This is a genomic window from Microbacterium sp. USTB-Y (assembly GCF_023703415.1).
Taxonomy (GTDB): domain Bacteria; phylum Actinomycetota; class Actinomycetes; order Actinomycetales; family Microbacteriaceae; genus Microbacterium.
In genome coordinates, this window is sequence record NZ_JAGMTU010000004.1 from 219,029 (window position 1) to 236,494 (window position 17,466).

A 17,466-nucleotide genomic window follows, 5' to 3' on the forward strand; every position below is an offset into this window, starting at 1 on the left:
AGCCGGATCCTGATCCCTTACACGTGCACGACCCATCGACCGGACATCTGGAAAGGACATCCCATGACCAAGCAGTCCATCTTCGGCCGCATCTCCACCCTGGTGAAGGCCAACGTCAACGCGCTCATCGATTCCGCGGAGGACCCGCAGAAGATGATCGATCAGCTGGTTCGCGACTACACCAACAACGTCGCGGACGCCGAGTCGGCCATCGCCGAGACCATCGGAAACCTGCGCCTCCTCGAGCGCGACCACCAGGAGGACGTGCAGTCCGCCGCGGAGTGGGGCAACAAGGCCCTCGCCGCCAGCCGCAAGGCCGACGAGCTGCGCGGGGCCGGCAACACCGCCGATGCCGACAAGTTCGACAACCTCGCCAAGGTCGCACTGCAGCGTCAGATCAGCTCCGAGCAGGAGGCGCGGACGGCCGAGCCGCAGATCGCGGCCCAGACCGAGATCGTCGACAAGCTCAAGACCGGCCTGAACGGCATGAAGGACAAGCTCGGCGAGCTCAAGAACAAGCGCAGCGAGCTGCTCGCCCGCGCCAAGGTCGCCGAGGCGCAGACCAAGGTGCAGGACGCGGTCTCGTCGATCAACGTGCTCGACCCGACCAGCGAGCTGGGGCGTTTCGAGGACAAGGTGCGCCGCCAGGAGGCCCTCGCCCAGGGCAAGGCGGAGCTTGCGGCGTCGAGCCTGGACGCGCAGTTCGAGAGCCTCGAGGACATCGGCCAGCTGACCGAGGTCGAAGCCCGCCTGGCGGAGCTGAAGGCCGGATCCACGAAGCCCCAGGAAGCCCTCGAGGGCTGAGATGACCCGCTTCCTCGTCGTCCCGCAGTGGCAGGGCTCCCCTGCCCCGCGGGCGATGCTGCTCACCGAGGGGGCCGCCGCCATCGCCGGCGACCTCCCCAGCGCGCGGACCACCGTGCTGGAGGTCCCGCTCGAGGCCGGAGACGCGGAGGGCACCGGCGTGCACAGGCTCAGCAGCCTGCGGCGCACCCGGGAGCTCATCGAGGAAGCGATCACGGCGCATGCCGAGCCCACGCTCGTGGTGGGCGGTGACTGCGGAGTCAGCGTGGCCGCGGTCGCCGCCCTCCCGGGCGCCCTGCACGACGTCGCGATCGTCTGGTTCGACGCGCACCCGGATCTGCACACCCCGGAGTCGTCGGTCTCCGGCGCCTATGCGGGCATGGCCCTGCGCGCCCTGCTCGGCCACGACTCGTTCCCGCTCGAGGGGCCGCCGGGCCTCAGCGCCGAGCGCACGGTGCTCGTCGGCGCGCGTTCGGAGGACGACGCGGAGACCGAGTACCTCGGCTCGTCGGAGATCGTGCGCATCGACGGGCTCGACGACGTCGAAGCGCTCGCCGAGGCGGTCGCCGCGACCGGCGCCACGCGGGTGTACGTGCACATCGACGTCGACGTGCTGGATCCGTCGGAGCTCGCCGGCGTCTCCTCCGCCGTGCCCTTCGGCCTGCGCACGGCCGACGTCGTCGGCGCGGTGAAGGCGCTGCGCGAGCGGCTGCCGCTCGCCGGAGCGACCATCGCGGGCTTCGCCCCGCGCTCCCCCGGCGATGCCGTGCAGGACCTGGGCGCCATCCTGCGCCTGATCGGCGCCCTCGCGTGACGGCGGGCGACGCCGCCCGCATCGCCGCGATCGAGGCCGAGGCCGCCGAGATCCTGGAGCGCGGACGTCGGCAGGACCTGCGCCTGCCGACGGTGCTGCTGCGCTCGCCGGTCAGCCGGATCGGCTACGCCTGGGGAATGGCCGTGGGCTGGATCTGGGGCGGCCTGTGGAGCACCGGTCCCGTGGAACGACGCGAGGGCCTGTGGATCTTCCGGGGCATGCCCGCGTGGACCTTCGCCCGGGGCGGCGTCTGCGTGGCGGGCTGCTACCTGACCGGCGACCACGTGCCGGACGACCGGGTGCTGCGGCACGAAGCCGTGCACAAGCGGCAATGGCTGCGCTACGGCTTCCTCATGCCGTTCCTGTACCTGTTCGCGGGGCGGGATCCGCTGCGCAACCGCTTCGAGATCGAAGCCGGCCTGGAGGACGGGCACTACCTGCCGCGCCGGTGACCCGCGCCCCGGACGCGGACCGCGGAGTCTTCCGACGCGCGCCGGGACGGGTGGACTCAGAGCAGGCCGACGCGCGCCGGGACGGATGGACTCAGAGCAGGCCGAAGCGCTCCGGGGCGGTGATGCGCTCGGGAGCCATGCCGAGGCGCTCGGTGAGGTGCTCGGCGATGTCGGCCGTGCCGAGGAAGCCGCCGAGCAGCGTGACCGTGGTGTGATCCTCGGCCCCGTCGCAGAGCATCTCGTCGGCCCAGGCGATCGCGGCGCGCGATGCCGCCGCCCCCGGGGTGCAGCGGCGTCCGGTCCCGGGCGCACCGCTGCGCGTCGCACGCGGCAGCCAGGTGACCGTCATCCGGGGCGGGACCGAGACCGCGGAGATCGAGGCGGCATCGGGCACCTCGATGAACACGCGGCCGGTCGCGCACAGCGGCAGGGTGGCCAGCACCGCCTCTAGCTCGGCGAAGGAGGCCTCGTCGGCGACGACGAGGTGCTGGGCCTTCGACGAGCGGCGCTGGGCGCGGCGTCCTGCGCGCGCTGTGGTGCGGATCGCGGTGGTCATGATGCCTCCAGGATACCACCGGATGAAGGGTTGCCTAACCTACCCCCGCACGGCCCGAGGGCCGCTCACCGTGATCATCCGACGAGCGCGGTCCCCAGCGCCTCGAGCTCCGCCCTCGTCAGGCCGGATGCCAGCAGGTAGTCGGCGGCGGATCCGTGCTCGGCGTCGATGGTCTCGAGCAGCTCGCGCATGACCGGCGCCGGAGACTGGGTCGCCACGGCGATGGCGTCGTGCGCGATCGGCAGGCGCTCCTCCAGCCACTTGGCGATCGCCCGATTGCGCGACTCCGGCAGCTGCGACGCGGTCAGCGCGTAGTCCTCCACGATCGCATCGCGATCGGCGCCGACCGCGGCGAGCGCGAGTGCGACGCTCACGCCGGTGCGGTCCTTGCCGAGCGTGCAGTGGACGAGCGTGGACTCCCCCTCGGAGAGGATCCGGACGACCTGCACGATGCGATCCGCGCCGCCGGTGACGATGTGGCGGTACAGCCCGGTCAGGCTCACGTCGCCGAGGAGGAAGGAGGCCACCGAACCCGAGAAGAGCGGCACGCGGTCGATCCGCAGTCCCGGCAGCGCACACGGCTCGGCGCCGACCTCGCTGTCGTCGCGGAGGTCGATGACCCGCGCGACCCGGGCGGCGAGGAACTCCTCCGCCTCCGCGCCGGCGTGCGCGAGGTTGCCGGAGCGGAACAGCACGCCCTCCCGGACGCGCGAGGAGCCGACGGGGATGCCTCCGACGTCGCGCAGGTTCGTGATCCCCGGCACCGTCAGGACCGTCATCCGCGCACCTCGGCTCCTTGCATCCGGATCATGGCTCCAGCCTAGGGTGTGCCCACCGGCGCCTGGGTCGCCCGCGGGACGCGTGCACGGGCGGGTGCGGAATCCTCTCGGGATCGATATGTCCACTCATCAATGTCAGATCATCGGGAAAGCGTCAGCTCTGGATGGCAACAGTTGGTCATATTGATCTCGCGAGTCGCGTCGGCAGCGCGACGGGAGCACAATGAAGGCGTGTCCCCCCTCGCATCAGAAGAGACCTCCGAGTTCTCCTTCCTCGCCGGTCAGGCCCGCGCCCTGCACGTCGAGGTGCCGCCCGTGCGCCGCGTGTCGCTGCCCCTCCCGGACGGCCGCACGCTGAGCGCGCTGCGCTACGGCGACGACCCCGTCGAGGTCACCCTGCTGCACGGCGCGGGACTGAACGCGCACACCTGGGACACCACCGTGCTCGCGCTCGGCCGTCCTGCCCTCTCGATCGACCTCGCCGGGCACGGCGACTCCTCGTGGCGCGAGGACGCCGACTACACCGGGCGGACGCTCGCCGCCGATGTCATCGAGGCGCTGCGCATCTGGACCGACCGACCGCAGGTGCTCGTCGGTCAGTCGCTCGGCGGCCTCACGGCCGCAGCCGTCGCCGCACACGCTCCGGAGCTCGTACGGGATCTCATCGTCGTCGACATCACGCCGGGTGTCGATCAGAGCGTCGGCCCCGCCGCGCTCCGGGAGTTCTACCGTGTGGTCGACGGCGCCTCCCGCGACGAGCTCGTCGACCGCGCCCAGCAGTTCGGGTTCGGCGGCTCCCGGGACGACACCGCCCGCGGCGTGTTCCTGAACACTCGGGTGCGCCCCGACGGCCGCGTGGAGTGGAAGCACCACTTCGCGCACATCGCCGCGCAACTGCTGACGGCGGCTCCCTCCGACGTCGCCTCGCCCGCCGCCACGACGGGCATCCTCGGCGAGCACGGCTGGTCGGATCTCGGGGCGGCCGCCGCTCCGATCGCCCTGGTGCGCGCTTCGCACGGCTTCGTCTCGGAGGATGCCGAGGCCGAGTTCCGCACCCGGGTGCCCTCCGCGCAGGTACTGCACCTCGACGGCAGCCACAACCTGCAGGAGACCGCCCCCACAGCTCTCGCCGAGATCATCCGCACCGCCGTCGACGCCCGTCCCTGAACGGTTTGTGACGCCGCGTTCCGCACCCGCGTCGACGAGGCACAGGCCCCGCCTAGGCTCGACCGCACAGCACCCACCGCACCACACAGCCCCCGCCCGAGAGGATCCCCTCATGCACCGCACCCGCGCTGCTCTCACCCCGCGCCGCCGCACCGTCGGCGCCGTGCTCGCCGGCCTCACCGCGGCCGCCCTGCTGTTCACCGCCTGCTCCGGATCCGCCTCGCCCTCGAAGAGCGGCGCGACCGGCGCCGCGGACGAGAACGCCACCCTCACCGTGGGTCTCGTGCTCGAGCCGTCGAGCCTCGACCTTCGGCACACCGCCGGGGCGGCGCTCGAGCAGGTGCTCGTCGACAACATCTACGAAGGCCTGGTCACCCGCACGCAGGACAACAAGATCGTCGACCGCCTCGCGAAGAGCCACGAGATCTCCGCGGACGGACTCACCTACACGTTCGTGCTGAACGACGGCATCACCTTCCACGACGGCGCGAAGCTCACTTCCGCAGACGTCGTCTCGTCGCTGCAGACGGCGAAGGACGACCCGACTGTGCAGGGTCACGCCGACCTCGCCGGCGTCGCATCGATCACCGCGACCGATGACAAGACCGTCACCATCACGCTCATCCAGCCGAGCCAGAACTTCCTGTTCAGCCTCACGGGCACCGCGGGTCTGGTGTTCCAGAAGGGCGACACCACCGACCTGCAGGCCGCGGAGAACGGCACCGGGCCGTTCACGCTCACCCAGTGGAAGAAGGGCGACTCGCTCACCTTCGCCCGCAACGACCAGTACTGGGGCACGAAGGCGGGTGTGAAGAGCATCGTGTTCGACTACATCCCCGACTTCACCGCGGGGGTCAACGCCGCGCAGAGCGGCACCCTGGACGTGCTCACCGCCGTCGACGCGAACCTCGCCCCGCAGCTGGAGAAGAAGTTCACCCTCACCAAGGGACGCACCACCGACAAGGGGACGCTCGCGTTCAACAACGCGAAGGCGCCGCTCGACGATCAGCGCGTGCGCGAGGCGCTGCGCCTCGCGATCGACCACAAGGCGATCATCGAGGCCCGCGGCATCGGCACGACGCTGTACGGCCCGATCCCCCAGCTCGACCCCGGCTACCAGGATCTCTCCGGCACCGCGCCGTACGACCCGGACAAGGCGAAGGCGCTGCTGAAGGAGGCCGGCCAGGAGAACCTCGCCCTCACCCTCACGATCCCGTCGTTCTACGGATCCACCGTCCCGCAGCTGCTCACCAGCGACTTCAAGAAGGTCGGCGTCAAGCTCACGGTGAACTCGGTCGAGTTCCCCGCCTGGCTCGACTCGGTGTACACGAAGCACGACTACGACCTCAGTTTCGTGCTGCACGTCGAGCCGCGCGACTTCGGCAACTTCGCCAACCCCGACTACTACTTCGGCTACGACAACCCCGAGGTGCAGAAGCTGTACGCGCAGTCGCAGACCGAGCTCGACGCGAAGAAGTCGGCGCAGCTGCTCTCCCAGGCGGCCGAGATCGTCGCGAAGGACGCCGCCGCCGACTGGCTGTACGAGGACGAGACCCTGACCGCGGTGCGCCCCGGGGTGCACGGCTTCCCGAAGGAGTCGATCAACTCGCGGCTGGATCTGCGCGGCGTGACCGTCACGAAGTAACCTCGGCCCTGTGCTCCGCTACGCGCTCACCCGGGGAGCCCTGCTCATCGTGGGGCTCCTCGTCGCGAGCGTGCTGATCTTCCTCGCGCTGCGGGTGTTCCCCGGCGACGTGGCGCAGCTGCTCGCCGGGGACAAGGCCACGCCGGCGCAGGTCGAGGCGATCCGTCAGGGACTCGGTCTGGATCAGCCCCTGGTGCTGCAGTACCTGGGCTGGATCGGCGGGGTGCTGCGCGGCGATCTCGGCACGTCGCAGCTCAACGGCGCCTCCGTCGCCGCCGAGCTCGCGCAGAAGGCGCAGGTGACCGTGCCGCTCGCCGCGCTCGCGCTGATCATCGCCCTGCTCATCGCGGTGCCTTCGGGCATCGGATCCGCGATGCTGCGCGGCCGGGCCGCCGGCACCGCGCTGAACGTCGCGGCGCAGGCCGTCGCGGCGGTGCCGGTCGTCTGGGCCGGCATGATGCTCGTCGTGGTGTTCGCGGTCTGGCTGGGCTGGCTGCCCGCCCAGGGCTTCCCGCGGGACGGCTGGGCGGATCCCGGCGCGGCGTTCCAGGCGCTCCTCCTGCCGGCGCTCACCATCGGCGTCGTCGAGGGCGCCCTGCTGCTGCGCTTCGTGCGCAGCGCGACCCTGCAGGCCGCCTCCCAGGACTTCGTGCGCACCGCGGCGGCGAAGGGCCTCACCCGCAACCGTGCCCTGCTGCTGCACGGGCTGCCCGCCGTCGGGCTCTCCGTCATCACCGTGCTCGGCATCCAGGTCGCGGGCATCATCGTCGGCTCGGTCGTCGTGGAGCAGCTGTTCACCCTGCCGGGCATCGGGCGCATGCTCGTCGCGGACGTCGGCACGCGCGACCTCGTGAAGGTGCAGGGCGAGCTGCTGGTGCTGACCGGCATGGTGCTGATCATCGGCTTCGTGGTCGACCTGGTGCACCGCGCCCTCGACCCGAGGCAGCGGGAGGCCGACGAATGACCGCGCTGCGACGGCTCTGCTCCTCTGCCGCGGGACTGTTCGGTCTGATCGTGGTGGCGCTCATCCTCGTCACGGCCCTGGTGTCGCTGTTCTGGACGCCGTTCGACCCCCGCGCGACGGATGTCACGTCCCGCTGGCTGCCGCCCGACTGGCCGCATCTGCTCGGCACCGATCTGACCGGCCGCGACATCCTGAGCCTGCTCATGGCGGGCGCACGCACGACCGTGCTCGTCTCGGCCGGGGCGGGCCTGGTGGCCACCCTGATCGGCATCGCGCTCGGCGCGCTGGGCGCCCTCACGGCACGCTGGGTGCGCGAAACGATCGCCGTGTTCGTCGACATCCTCATCGCCTTCCCCGTGCTGATCATCGCCATGCTCATCTCCACCGTGCAGGGAGGCTCCCTGTGGGTCGTCGTATGGGCGGTCGGGATCGGCTTCGGCGTCAACGTCGCCCGGGTGACCCGTCCGGAGCTGCGTCGCGTGCAGCACAGCGACTTCGTCGTCGCCGGACGGGCCTCCGGGCTGACCCCCGCGCAGAACCTCGTGCAGCACCTGCTGCCCAACGTCGCACCGGTGTTCATCGTGCAGCTGAGCTGGGCGATGGCGACCGCCGTGCTCGCCGAGGCCGGGCTCTCCTACCTCGGATTCGGCGCCTCCGTCGTGGATCCGTCCTGGGGGATCCTGCTGGCCGACCTGCAGCGCTACATCCAGGTGCGTCCGCTCTCGGTCGTGTGGCCCGGTCTCACGATCACGGTCACGGTGCTCGCCTTCAACCTGCTCGGCGACGCCCTGCGCGACGCCACGGATCCGACCCTGCGCACGGGGAAGCGCTCGGCCCGGCAAGGGCGTCGCGGCCCCGCGCCGCTCCCGGAGGTGACCGCATGAGCCTGGAGGTGACCGACCTGGTCGTCGAGATCGACGGCCGCCGGGTCGTCGACGGGGTGTCCTTCGCCGTTCCCGACGGCGCCCGCGTGGGGCTCATCGGCGAGTCCGGGTCGGGCAAGTCGCTCACCGCCCTCGCCGTCATGGGACTGCTTCCCGACGGCGCCACCGCATCCGGCAGCGTGCGCTGGAACGGCCGCGAGATCCTGGGGATGCCGGACCGCGAGCTCGCGGGCATCCGCGGCGACGAGATCGGGATGGTGTTCCAGGAGCCGCGCACCGCCCTCAACCCGATCCGCACGATCGGCCGTCAGATCGCGGAGACGATCCGGATCCACGAGCGGGTCGACCGGCGCGCGGCCCGCGCCCGCGCCGTCGCCGAGGCCGCGCGCGTCGCGCTGCCCGACCCCGAGCGGATCGTCGACCGCTACCCGCACCAGCTCAGCGGCGGTCAGCGCCAGCGGGCGGCGATCGCGATCGCGCTCGCGGCCCGTCCGCGGCTGCTCATCGCGGACGAGCCCACCACCGCCCTGGACGTCACGATCCAGGCGGGGGTGCTGCGGCTGCTGCTGTCGCTCGTGGAGTCGGACGGCATGTCGCTGGTGTTCATCACGCACGATCTCGCGGTGCTGGCCCAGGTCGCGACGCACGCGGTCGTGCTCGCACACGGCCGCGTGGTCGAGTCCGGGCCCCTCGAGGCGCTGCTCACCGCGCCGACCTCGCCGATCACGCAAGGGCTGCTGCGCGACGCCACCGCCACGCTGTGGCGCGGCGAGGAGGAGGCATGAGCGACGTGACGACGAACCCCGACGAGGCCTCCGCCCCGCCGCTGATCCGCGCCCGCGGGCTGCGCCGGGAGTATCTGGCCGCACGGAAGGAGCCGTTCGCCCGGCGCACACGCACGGTCGCGCTCGACGATGTCGACCTCGACGTCGCCGCGGGCCGCGCGCTCGGCATCATCGGCGAGTCCGGATCCGGCAAGTCCACGCTGATCCGGCTGCTGCTCGGCCTCGACCGGCCCACCGCGGGCACCGTGAGCGTCGGCGGCCGCCCGGTCGAGGCCTCGGCCTCGGCGCGGGCGCTGCACTGGCTGCGCCGCGAGACCGGGCTGGTGTTCCAGGATCCCTATGCATCGCTGGATCCGCGGCAGTCGGTGGGCCGCATCGTGTCCGAGCCGCTGCGCGCGCTCGGCATCGCGGGCGATCATCGCGCGCGCGTCGCCGAGGTGCTCGGGCGCGTGGGGCTGGACCCGGCGATGGCCGACCGCTACCCGCACGAGTTCTCCGGCGGCCAGCGTCAGCGCGTCGCCCTGGCCCGCGCGATCGCGCACCGGCCGCGCATCCTCGTCGGCGACGAGCCCATGTCGGCGCTCGACGTCACCGTGCGCGCGCAGATCCTCGATCTGCTCCGTGAGCTGAGCGCGGACGGCATGACGCTGGTGCTCGTCTCCCACGACATCGGCGTGGTGCAGAACCTCTGCGACGACGTCGCCGTGATGACCGAGGGCCGCATCGTCGAGCACGGGCCGACCGCGCGGGTGCTGCACCACCCCGCGCATGAGTACACCCAGCGGCTGCTCGCGGCGATCCCGGTCATCCCCGGGCGCTGAGCCGGGCGGACCGGAGCGCGGTCATCCCGCCGCGGCCCGCAGCGCCGCGGCGACGTGCAGGGCCGTGCTGGGGAACACACGCACCGAGACGTCCGTAGCCTTCACGAGCAGTTCGATCTCGGTGCAGCCCAGGACGATCCCCTCAGCACCCCGGCCCACGAGGTCCGCGATGACCTCCCGATAGCGATGCCGCGACTGCTCGAGGACCACGCCCTGAACGAGTTCGTCGTAGATGATCCGGTGCACGTCGCGACGGCCCTCCGCATCGGGGACGAGCACGTCGAAGCCGTGCTGGGCCAGCCGGTCACGATAGAACGGCTGCTCCATCGTGAAGGCGGTGCCGAGCAGGCCGATCGTACGGATGCCGCCGGCTCCCGCGATCGCCGTGGCCACGACGTCGGCGATGTGCAGGAAGGGCACGCCGAGCGCCGCCTCGATCTCGTCGGCGACGATGTGCATCGTGTTCGTGCAGAGCACGACGAGCTCCGCCCCTGCCTGTTCCAGTCGGACGGCGTGCGCTGCGAGGATTCGTCCCGCCGCTTCCCAGTCCCCTTCGGCCTGGAGCGCTTCGATCTCGGCGAAGTCGAGGGAGTCGAGCAGAATCGGAGCGGAGTGATATCCCCCGTGCTCCGCCCTCACCTGCTCGTTGGCCAGGCGGTACCACTCCAGGGAAGACTCCCAGCTCATGCCGCCGAGAACGCCGATCGTCTTCACTCCGGGTTCCCTGCGGCGTCGTCCCCCGTGCGCGGCAGCGATTTCTGCAGGAACAGCACGTCGAGCGAGCGCCCGAACTTGACGCCGACGTTCTTCAGGTGCCCGGCGTCCACGAAGCCGTAGCGGCGGTGCAGGGCGATGGACGCTCCGGCCGCCGTGGGCTCGATCATCGCGATGAGCTCGCGGAGCCCGGCCGCGGCGCTCGCGTCCAGCAGCGCCTCGAGCAGGGCCTTGCCGAGCCCGCGCCCCGCCGCCTCGGGGCTCAGGTAGATCGTGTTCTCGGCGCTGAACCGATAGGCCGACTTCGCACGCCAGTGCTGCGCGTACGCGAAGCCGAGCACGGCGCCGTCCGCGTCCTCGGCGGTGAGGAACGGCAGCCCGGTTTCCGCGAGCAGCTCGTGCTTGTGCTCCCAGACCGCCTGCTCCGTCTCCTCCTCGTCGAAGGTCACGGTGCTGGTGCGCACGTAGTGGTTGTAGATGTCGCGGATCGCGGCGAGATCGTCGGATCGGGTGGGCCGGATCCGGACCCCCTGACCCCCCTCGGCGGACGGCGCGGTCCCGGTGTCGCTCATGCGATCCTCCAGTCGACGGGCGCGGCGCCCTGCTCCTCGAGCAGCGCGTTCGCACGGGAGAACGGACGGGATCCGAAGAAGCCCCGGCTCGCCGACAGCGGCGACGGGTGGGCCGAGGAAATCACCGGCGTGTCGCCGAGCATCGGGCGCAGCCCCTCGGCGTCCCTCCCCCAGAGCACCGCGACGAGCGGCGCGTCCCGGGCGACGAGCGCGCGGATCGCGAGCTCGGTGACCTTCTCCCACCCCCAGCCGCGGTGCGAGGCGGGCGCGCCCGGTCGCACCGTGAGCACCCGGTTCAGCAGCAGCACGCCCTGATCGCTCCAGCTCGACAGGTCCCCGTGCGCGGCGGGCGGGATCCCGAGATCGCTCTCCAGCTCGCGGTAGATGTTGCCGAGACTGCGCGGCAGCGGCCGCACCTCGCGATCGACGGCGAAGGACAGGCCGATCGGATGCCCCGGCGTCGGATAGGGATCCTGGCCGACGATGAGCACCTTCACGTCGGCGAGCGGCCGGGAGAAGGCGCGCAGCACGTTCGCTCCGGCGGGGAGATAGCCGCGGCCCGCGGCGGTCTCGGCGCGCAGCCGGTCGCCGAGCTCCGCCACCAGCGGGGCGACCGGATCCAGTGCCTCCGCCCAGCCCGGATCGAGCTGTCCCTCGGCCGCGAGCGCGGCCAGCGACTTCGGCATCAGCGTGCGGCCCGGTCGCTCGAGACGGTCACGCCGTCGGATCCGGCGAAGACCCGCCACACGCTGCCCGCACCGGCGATGCGCAGCCCCTCGGCGTCCGCGATGAGGGCGGTGCTCTCATCGATGCCGACGCCGCCGTCCACGGCCGCGGACTCGGTCGCCGCGATGAGGCGGGTGAGCGTGCCCCACTGGGCGACGTGCACGTCGACCGAGACGTCGACGAGGCCGATGCCGGGCACAACGGTGATCTCGTCGAGGTCCTCCGCGGTCTCCTCGGGCGCGACGGCGACGCCGCCGATCCGCCAGCCGCCGAGGATCGCATGCTCGGCGGCGATCATCGCGCCCGCCGAGAAGCCGAGGTACGGGACTCCGCCCTGCACCGCGGCGCGGATGACGTCGTAGCCGCCCTCCAGCGCCGCATGGTAGGCCGGGGTGAGTCCGCCGCCGATGACGATGCCGTCGGCGCCGGCGAAGACGCCCGGATCGACGAAGTCGCTCTCCCCCACGGCGACGACCTTCGCGTCGACGGGGATCGCGCCGTCGTCGGTCAGCGCGTCGACGAGATCGCCGGCGTGCTTCGCCGACGCGTCCTCGCGCACCGTCACCACCACGACCGACGGCCGCTGCCGCCCGTCCGCCGCGGCGAGGGCGACGACCTCCGCCGTGAACGCGGCGAAAGCGGCACGGCCGAACCCGCCGCCGACCAGGTGCACCCCCACGGTCAGTCCTCCCCGCGCGGACGCAGCGGACCGCGCGCGAGCAGGTGCGCCGCGGCCTGCGCCACGGGCCGGATCACGACGAGATCGAGATTCACGTGGCCCGGCGCGTTGAGCGCGTACGCGATCACATCGGCCACGTCCTCGGCCAGGAGTGGAGCCTCGACGCCCGCGTAGACGGCCTCGGCGGCGACCGCATCGCCGCCGAGGCGGCGCAGGGCGAACTCCTCGGTGCGCACGAGACCCGGCGCGATCTCGGTCACCCGGATCGGCTCGCCGCTGAGCTCCTGGCGCAGCACCTGCGGGATCATCGCCTCGGCGGCCTTCGCGGCGTTGTAGCCCGCTCCGCCGGGGTACGCCTGACGCGCCGCAGTCGAAGTCAGGAACAGCAGATCGGCATGACCGCCGCCGCCCGCCGCCGCCCGCAGCTGCGGCAGCAGGGCCGCGGTGAGCTGCTGCACCGCGAGCACGTTCGCCTCGAACATCCAGCGCCAGGTCGAGGCGGAGCCGTCCTCCACGCGGTCCGTGCCGCGGGCGCCGCCGGCGACGTGCACGACGGCGTGCACGGGTCCCGTCTCGGCCAGGTGCGCGGCAAGTCCGGCGATCTGCTCCGGGTCGGTGAGGTCGGCGGCGTAGGCGGTGGATCCGGTCTCCGCGGCCAGCGCCTGCAGGCGGTCCTCGCGACGGGCGACGCCGACGACGTCCCAGCCACCGGCCCGGAGGGCCCGCACCGTCGCCTCGCCGATCCCGGTGCTCGCCCCGGTCACGACTGCTCGTCGGCGTTCTCCTGCCGCAGGAATGCTGGTGGTCATGCGACCACGCTACGGGATCCCCCTGTTACGTCACATTTCCCGCGCCTTGTTGACAGGTGCCCGCGGTTCGTACTCTCGATGCAATGCCGCGGCCCCCGAGCCCGTCGACGGGAGCGGCCCACCTACCCTGCGACGCGGTTCGGTGTCGCTCACCCCCAAGGAGACATCATGACCGCTGCCGAGAACTGGCGCTTCGAGACCAAGCAGATCCACTCGGGCGCCGCACCCGACCCGGTCACCAAGGCCCGGGCGACGCCGATCTACCAGACCACGTCGTACGTCTTCGACAACGCCGACCACGCGGCGAACCTCTTCGCGCTCGCCGAGTTCGGCAACATCTACACCCGGATCCAGAACCCCACCCAGGACGTGCTCGAGCAGCGCCTCGCCGCGCTCGAGGGCGGCACCGGTGCGCTCGTGCTCTCCAGCGGGCAGGCGGCCTCGACGTTCGCGATCCTCAACATCGCCCAGGCCGGCGACCACTTCGTGTCGAGCTCGTCGATCTACGGCGGCACCTACAACCTCTTCAAGTACACGCTCGCCAAGCTCGGCATCGAGGTCACGTTCGTCGAGAACCAGGACGACATCGACGAGTGGCGCCGCGCCGTCCGCCCGAACACGAAGCTGTTCTTCGCGGAGACCATCGGCAACCCGCAGATCAACGTGCTCGACATCCGCGGCGTGGCCGACGCCGCGCACGAGGCCGGCGTGCCCCTCATCGTCGACAACACGATCGCGACCCCGTACCTGATCCGCCCGTTCGAGCACGGCGCCGACATCGTCGTGCACTCCGTCACCAAGTTCCTCGGCGGCCACGGCACCACGATCGGCGGCGCGATCATCGACGGCGGGAAGTTCGCCTGGTCGCAGAACGTGGAGAAGTTCCCGGGCCTCACCGAGCCCGACCCCTCCTACCACGGCGCCAGCTACACCACCGCGGTCGGCGACGCCCTCGCCTACGTGATCAAGGCGCGCGTGCAGCTGCTCCGCGACCTCGGCTCCGCGATCGCGCCGCAGAGCGCCTGGAACCTCATCCAGGGCATCGAGACGCTGTCCCTGCGCATCGAGCGCCACGTGCAGAACGCCCAGGAGATCGCCGAGTGGCTCGACGCCCGCGACGACGTCGCCAGCGTCAACTACTCGGGCCTGCCCACCTCGCCCTGGTACGCCGCGGCGAACACCTACGCGCCGAAGGGCGTGGGCGCCGTGCTCTCGTTCGAGCTGAAGGGCGGCGTGGACGCCGGCCGCGAGTTCGTGAACAGCCTCACTCTGTTCAGCCACCTCGCCAACATCGGCGACGTGCGCTCGCTGGTCATCCACCCCGCCTCCACCACGCACGCCCAGCTCACCCCGGAGCAGCAGCTCACCACCGGCGTGACGCCGGGCCTGGTGCGCCTGTCGGTCGGCCTCGAGAACATCGACGACCTCAAGGCGGACCTCGACCAGGCCCTCGCCGCCGCGCGCAAGGTCTCCGAGGCCGCGCGCGCCTGACGACTCCTCCTCAGAGACGGGAGCGCCCCGGGTCTTCGGATCCGGGGCGCTCCCGTCTCTGCGCGCGCGCTTCGCGTCGACGGCCCCTCCATCTCCGCGTTTCCCTCCCCCGGTCGCCTTTCCCTCCCCTGGTTCGCGTCGCTGAGGGGAGGGAAAGAAGCTGCGGGGAGGGAAACAGGGGCTCGGGGGCAAGGGGCGGGGACGGACGGGTGTCGCTCCGCACACGGCTGCAGCCGGGCCGGCTCTCCACCGGGTTCGTGAACGACGTCCCCTGAGCTGTGCCGCCCACGCACGATCGCGTGATGACGAACCCTCTCGGGATCTCCGACGCCCGCGCGCTCCTGCGCACTCGTGCGCAGCTGCGTTCGGCCGGGACGAGCGAACGCGCGATCGACGCGGCCCTCGCGGCGGGCGAGCTGCTGCGGCTGCGACGCGATCGCTATGTCGATGCAGCCGCGTACGAGGCGCTGTGGAGCGAAGGCCGCCACCTCGTCCAGACCGTCGCCGCTGCGAAGAACCTGGACGATCACGGCGCAGTATTCTGGGGTCCGTCCGCCGCCGTGCTGCACGGCTTGCCGCTCTACCGCCTCCGCCCGGCGAGCGTGCACACGGTGATCCTCGGCGGCCACCACGGCCGCGTACGGGCCGGCGTCCGGCAGCACGAGGTGTCTCTCGGCGTCGGAGACGTGATCGACATCGACGGGATCCTGTGCACCTCGCTGGACCGCACGATCCTGGACCTCGCCTGCACGGTCCCGGCCGAGGCGGCCGTGTGCGCCGCCGACGCCGCGCAGCGCCGCGAGACGGTGGTGGGGAACGAGTTCCGCGCGGATCGCGCCGCACTCTGGCACGCGCGCCTGGCCGACCGCGCCGCAGCGAGCCGGGCGTGGGGCATCCGGGGCGCTCGCGAACTGCTCGCGTTCGCCGACGGCCGCGCGCAGCTGCCCGGAGAGAGCGTCAGCAGGCTGCAGCTGCATCGTCTCGGGTTTCGCGGTCTGCTCCTCCAGGTGCCGGTCACCGGTGCGGACGGCGATCGATACTGGCTGGATTTCGGATTTCCGCGTGCGAAGGTGTTCGGAGAGTTCGACGGCCGGGGCAAGTACCTCGACGATGATCTTCGCGAGGGGCGTGCCGCGGACGAGGTCGTCCTCGATGAGAAGCGGCGTGAAGATGACGTGCGCGGCGTGACCGGCTGGCGCTTCGCGCGCTGGGACAGCACGCACATCGGCACTGCGGAGATCCTGGGCCGACGCCTCGCCCGCTTCGGCGTGCGCCCGCCGGGATGAGTCGCGCTCACTCGCCCACTCCTGCGCCACGCCTGGGTTCGCATGTGCCGCGCTCGGGCACTTATTCTGCCGGGTGCAGGATCGTGTTTCCCTCCCTCGGCCGCCTTTCCCTCGCCTGATTTGCGCTGCTCCGGGGAGGGAAAGGCGACGGAGGGAGGGAAACACGAATGAGGCGAGGACACGGGGCAGGCGCCGACGCAACAAGCCCGCACCGCGATCCCCGCACCGCGATCCCCGCGACGCACGAGGATCCGTAACCTTCCGCGCTCTGCCGCCCGCACCCGCGAGAATGGATCCATGGACTGGCAGACGACCTCGGAGGACACGGTGCCCTCGGCGCGCGTCTCGGAGGCGGATGCCCGCCTGCTGCGTGCGCGTCCGCCGGCCACGGGCGCCTGGCGCGACGGCGATCCCGCCGGAGACCGCCGGTTCGAGGCATTCGGGCCGTTCCGCACCGAGGGCGGCGAGCAGCTGCCGCTCATCCGGCTCGCCTACGAGTCCTGGGGCGAGCTGAACGAGGCGCGGGACAACGCGATCCTGATCCTGCACGCGCTCACGGGCGACAGCCACGTGGTGGGCGAGGCCGGCCGCGGTCACGCGACGAGCGGCTGGTGGGGCGAGATCGTCGGACCCGGCTGCGCGATCGACACCGACGAGTGGTTCGTGATCGCGCCGAACATGCTCGGCGGATGCCAGGGGTCCACGGGCCCCTCCAGCATCGCGCCCGACGGCTACGAGTGGGCCTCGCGCTTCCCCTACCTCACGATCCGCGACCAGGTCGCCGCGCAGGTGCTGCTGGCCGACGCCCTCGGCATCGACCGCTGGGGGGCCGTGATCGGCGGATCCATGGGCGGCATGCACGCCCTGGAGTGGGCGGTCGGGCACCCCGACCGCGTCGAGCGTCTCGCCATCCTGTCCTCTCCCCCGGTGACGACGGCCGACCAGCTCGCACTGAACTTCGTACAGCTCGAGACGGTGCGGATGGATCCGCGCTTCGCCGGCGGCGAGTACTACGACGCGCCCGTCGGCGAGGGGCCCCACCGCGGCCTCGCGCTGGCGCGCCGCATGGCGCTGCTGAACTACCGCAGCCCGATCGAGCTGAACCAGCGGTTCCAGCGATCGTGGCAGTCCGACGTGTCGCCCCTCGGACAGGGCGGCCGGTTCGCCGTGGAGAGCTATCTCGACTTCCACGGCAACAAGTTCACCCGCCGCTTCGACGCGAACAGCTACCTGACGCTCGTGGAGGCGATGAACTCGCACGACATCGGGCGCGACCGCGGCGGTGTCGAGGACGCCCTGAAGCGGGTCAGCGCGACGACGCTCGTGCTCGGCATCGACACCGACCGGTTGTTCCCCGTGGACGGCCAGCACCGCATCGCCCGGGGCATCCCGCGGACGCTCGACGGAGCCGAGGCCGTGGTGCTCGCGAGCGACTTCGGCCACGACGGCTTCCTCATCGAGACCGACGAGGTCGGCCGGCACCTCACGAGGCTGCTCTCGTCCTGACGCCCTGGCGCG

19 protein-coding genes are annotated in these 17,466 nt (G+C 71.8%); 12 read left to right on the top strand and 7 right to left on the bottom strand.

The window, feature by feature from the left end:
• The first annotated feature begins 63 nt into the window (after nt 1–63).
• From J8G10_RS11795 to J8G10_RS11805, 3 genes are read left to right on the top strand one after another with little or no spacing between them, the layout of a single operon-like run.
• A complete protein-coding gene (locus tag J8G10_RS11795; RefSeq protein ID WP_251444796.1) occupies nt 64–804 on the top strand; it encodes a PspA/IM30 family protein in 741 nt (246 codons plus the stop codon).
• Between the two features lies 1 nt (nt 805).
• Nucleotides 806–1,618: an arginase family protein gene (locus J8G10_RS11800; RefSeq protein WP_251444799.1), complete on the top strand. Its 813-nt coding sequence runs from the start codon at nt 806–808 to the stop codon at nt 1,616–1,618.
• Entirely contained in the window at nt 1,615–2,070 is a 456-nt protein-coding gene (locus J8G10_RS11805; RefSeq protein WP_251444802.1) for a Fe-S oxidoreductase, read from the top strand. Before J8G10_RS11800 ends, J8G10_RS11805 begins: the two co-directional genes overlap by 4 nt.
• A 91-nt stretch (nt 2,071–2,161) precedes the next feature.
• Here J8G10_RS11805 and J8G10_RS11810 read toward each other — a convergent pair whose 3' ends face one another.
• Together J8G10_RS11810 and J8G10_RS11815 are read right to left on the bottom strand one after the other, a co-directional pair.
• The gene (locus tag J8G10_RS11810; RefSeq protein ID WP_251444804.1) at nt 2,162–2,626 is read right to left on the bottom strand and encodes an SIP domain-containing protein; all 465 of its coding nucleotides are present in this window, start codon (nt 2,624–2,626) and stop codon (nt 2,162–2,164) included.
• 74 nt (nt 2,627–2,700) lie between these two features.
• Nucleotides 2,701–3,405: a tyrosine-protein phosphatase gene (locus J8G10_RS11815; RefSeq protein ID WP_251444807.1), complete on the bottom strand. Its 705-nt coding sequence runs from the start codon at nt 3,403–3,405 to the stop codon at nt 2,701–2,703.
• A 231-nt stretch (nt 3,406–3,636) separates the two neighbouring features.
• Between J8G10_RS11815 and J8G10_RS11820 the strand changes: the two genes are divergently transcribed.
• The 6 genes from J8G10_RS11820 (at nt 3,637) to J8G10_RS11845 (ending at nt 9,671) form a co-directional block, all read left to right on the top strand.
• Complete coding sequence (locus tag J8G10_RS11820) at nt 3,637–4,572, top strand: alpha/beta fold hydrolase (RefSeq protein WP_251444810.1); 936 nt, start codon at nt 3,637–3,639, stop codon at nt 4,570–4,572.
• A gap of 112 nt (nt 4,573–4,684) precedes the next feature.
• Nucleotides 4,685–6,217, top strand: a complete 1,533-nt coding sequence (locus tag J8G10_RS11825) for an ABC transporter substrate-binding protein (protein ID WP_251444813.1) — start codon at nt 4,685–4,687, stop codon at nt 6,215–6,217.
• A 10-nt stretch (nt 6,218–6,227) separates the two neighbouring features.
• The gene (locus tag J8G10_RS11830; protein ID WP_251444816.1) at nt 6,228–7,181 is read left to right on the top strand and encodes an ABC transporter permease; all 954 of its coding nucleotides are present in this window, start codon (nt 6,228–6,230) and stop codon (nt 7,179–7,181) included.
• Nucleotides 7,178–8,065 (top strand): ABC transporter permease, encoded by an 888-nt coding sequence (locus tag J8G10_RS11835; protein ID WP_251444819.1) that lies wholly within the window; start codon nt 7,178–7,180, stop codon nt 8,063–8,065. Before J8G10_RS11830 ends, J8G10_RS11835 begins: the two co-directional genes overlap by 4 nt.
• Nucleotides 8,062–8,850 carry an ABC transporter ATP-binding protein gene (locus J8G10_RS11840; protein ID WP_251444822.1) on the top strand — a complete coding sequence of 263 codons (789 nt, stop codon included), beginning with the start codon at nt 8,062–8,064 and terminating at the stop codon, nt 8,848–8,850. Before J8G10_RS11835 ends, J8G10_RS11840 begins: the two co-directional genes overlap by 4 nt.
• Entirely contained in the window at nt 8,847–9,671 is an 825-nt protein-coding gene (locus J8G10_RS11845) for an ABC transporter ATP-binding protein (RefSeq protein WP_251444825.1), read from the top strand. The genes J8G10_RS11840 and J8G10_RS11845 overlap by 4 nt, the downstream gene beginning before the upstream one ends.
• 21 nt (nt 9,672–9,692) lie before the next feature.
• Here J8G10_RS11845 and J8G10_RS11850 read toward each other — a convergent pair whose 3' ends face one another.
• The 5 genes from J8G10_RS11850 to J8G10_RS11870 are packed head-to-tail and all read right to left on the bottom strand — an operon-like array spanning nt 9,693 to nt 13,171.
• Nucleotides 9,693–10,385: an aspartate/glutamate racemase family protein gene (locus tag J8G10_RS11850; protein WP_251444828.1), complete on the bottom strand. Its 693-nt coding sequence runs from the start codon at nt 10,383–10,385 to the stop codon at nt 9,693–9,695.
• The gene (locus J8G10_RS11855) at nt 10,382–10,957 is read right to left on the bottom strand and encodes a GNAT family N-acetyltransferase (RefSeq protein ID WP_251444831.1); all 576 of its coding nucleotides are present in this window, start codon (nt 10,955–10,957) and stop codon (nt 10,382–10,384) included. The genes J8G10_RS11850 and J8G10_RS11855 overlap by 4 nt, the downstream gene beginning before the upstream one ends.
• Nucleotides 10,954–11,643 (bottom strand): uracil-DNA glycosylase, encoded by a 690-nt coding sequence (locus J8G10_RS11860; protein WP_251444834.1) that lies wholly within the window; start codon nt 11,641–11,643, stop codon nt 10,954–10,956. The genes J8G10_RS11855 and J8G10_RS11860 overlap by 4 nt, the downstream gene beginning before the upstream one ends.
• Nucleotides 11,643–12,362, bottom strand: coding sequence for a Type 1 glutamine amidotransferase-like domain-containing protein (locus tag J8G10_RS11865; protein WP_251444837.1), 720 nt, complete (start codon nt 12,360–12,362; stop codon nt 11,643–11,645). Before J8G10_RS11865 ends, J8G10_RS11860 begins: the two co-directional genes overlap by 1 nt.
• A gap of 2 nt (nt 12,363–12,364) precedes the next feature.
• Nucleotides 12,365–13,171: an SDR family oxidoreductase gene (locus tag J8G10_RS11870; protein WP_251444840.1), complete on the bottom strand. Its 807-nt coding sequence runs from the start codon at nt 13,169–13,171 to the stop codon at nt 12,365–12,367.
• A 168-nt stretch (nt 13,172–13,339) separates the two neighbouring features.
• On the opposite strand from J8G10_RS11870, the gene J8G10_RS11875 reads away from it, so the two are divergent.
• The 3 genes from J8G10_RS11875 (at nt 13,340) to J8G10_RS11885 (ending at nt 17,454) form a co-directional block, all read left to right on the top strand.
• Nucleotides 13,340–14,662, top strand: a complete 1,323-nt coding sequence (locus tag J8G10_RS11875; RefSeq protein ID WP_251444843.1) for a bifunctional o-acetylhomoserine/o-acetylserine sulfhydrylase — start codon at nt 13,340–13,342, stop codon at nt 14,660–14,662.
• Between the two features lie 302 nt (nt 14,663–14,964).
• A complete protein-coding gene (locus J8G10_RS11880) occupies nt 14,965–15,948 on the top strand; it encodes a hypothetical protein (RefSeq protein ID WP_251444846.1) in 984 nt (327 codons plus the stop codon).
• Nucleotides 15,949–16,245: 297 nt separating this feature from the next.
• The gene (locus tag J8G10_RS11885; RefSeq protein ID WP_251444849.1) at nt 16,246–17,454 is read left to right on the top strand and encodes a homoserine O-acetyltransferase; all 1,209 of its coding nucleotides are present in this window, start codon (nt 16,246–16,248) and stop codon (nt 17,452–17,454) included.
• Nucleotides 17,455–17,466: the final 12 nt, after the last annotated feature.

Coding starts and splice junctions, on each gene's coding strand:
- J8G10_RS11810 (WP_251444804.1), bottom strand. CDS start 2,626: ATGACCACCGCGATCCGCACCACAGCGCGCGCAGGACGCCGCGCCCAG.
- J8G10_RS11885 (WP_251444849.1), top strand. CDS start 16,246: ATGGACTGGCAGACGACCTCGGAGGACACGGTGCCCTCGGCGCGCGTC.
- J8G10_RS11860 (WP_251444834.1), bottom strand. CDS start 11,643: ATGCCGAAGTCGCTGGCCGCGCTCGCGGCCGAGGGACAGCTCGATCCG.
- J8G10_RS11840 (WP_251444822.1), top strand. CDS start 8,062: ATGAGCCTGGAGGTGACCGACCTGGTCGTCGAGATCGACGGCCGCCGG.
- J8G10_RS11825 (WP_251444813.1), top strand. CDS start 4,685: ATGCACCGCACCCGCGCTGCTCTCACCCCGCGCCGCCGCACCGTCGGC.
- J8G10_RS11835 (WP_251444819.1), top strand. CDS start 7,178: ATGACCGCGCTGCGACGGCTCTGCTCCTCTGCCGCGGGACTGTTCGGT.
- J8G10_RS11875 (WP_251444843.1), top strand. CDS start 13,340: ATGACCGCTGCCGAGAACTGGCGCTTCGAGACCAAGCAGATCCACTCG.
- J8G10_RS11800 (WP_251444799.1), top strand. CDS start 806: ATGACCCGCTTCCTCGTCGTCCCGCAGTGGCAGGGCTCCCCTGCCCCG.
- J8G10_RS11880 (WP_251444846.1), top strand. CDS start 14,965: ATGACGAACCCTCTCGGGATCTCCGACGCCCGCGCGCTCCTGCGCACT.
- J8G10_RS11815 (WP_251444807.1), bottom strand. CDS start 3,405: ATGACGGTCCTGACGGTGCCGGGGATCACGAACCTGCGCGACGTCGGA.
- J8G10_RS11855 (WP_251444831.1), bottom strand. CDS start 10,957: ATGAGCGACACCGGGACCGCGCCGTCCGCCGAGGGGGGTCAGGGGGTC.
- J8G10_RS11870 (WP_251444840.1), bottom strand. CDS start 13,171: ATGACCACCAGCATTCCTGCGGCAGGAGAACGCCGACGAGCAGTCGTG.
- J8G10_RS11845 (WP_251444825.1), top strand. CDS start 8,847: ATGAGCGACGTGACGACGAACCCCGACGAGGCCTCCGCCCCGCCGCTG.
- J8G10_RS11795 (WP_251444796.1), top strand. CDS start 64: ATGACCAAGCAGTCCATCTTCGGCCGCATCTCCACCCTGGTGAAGGCC.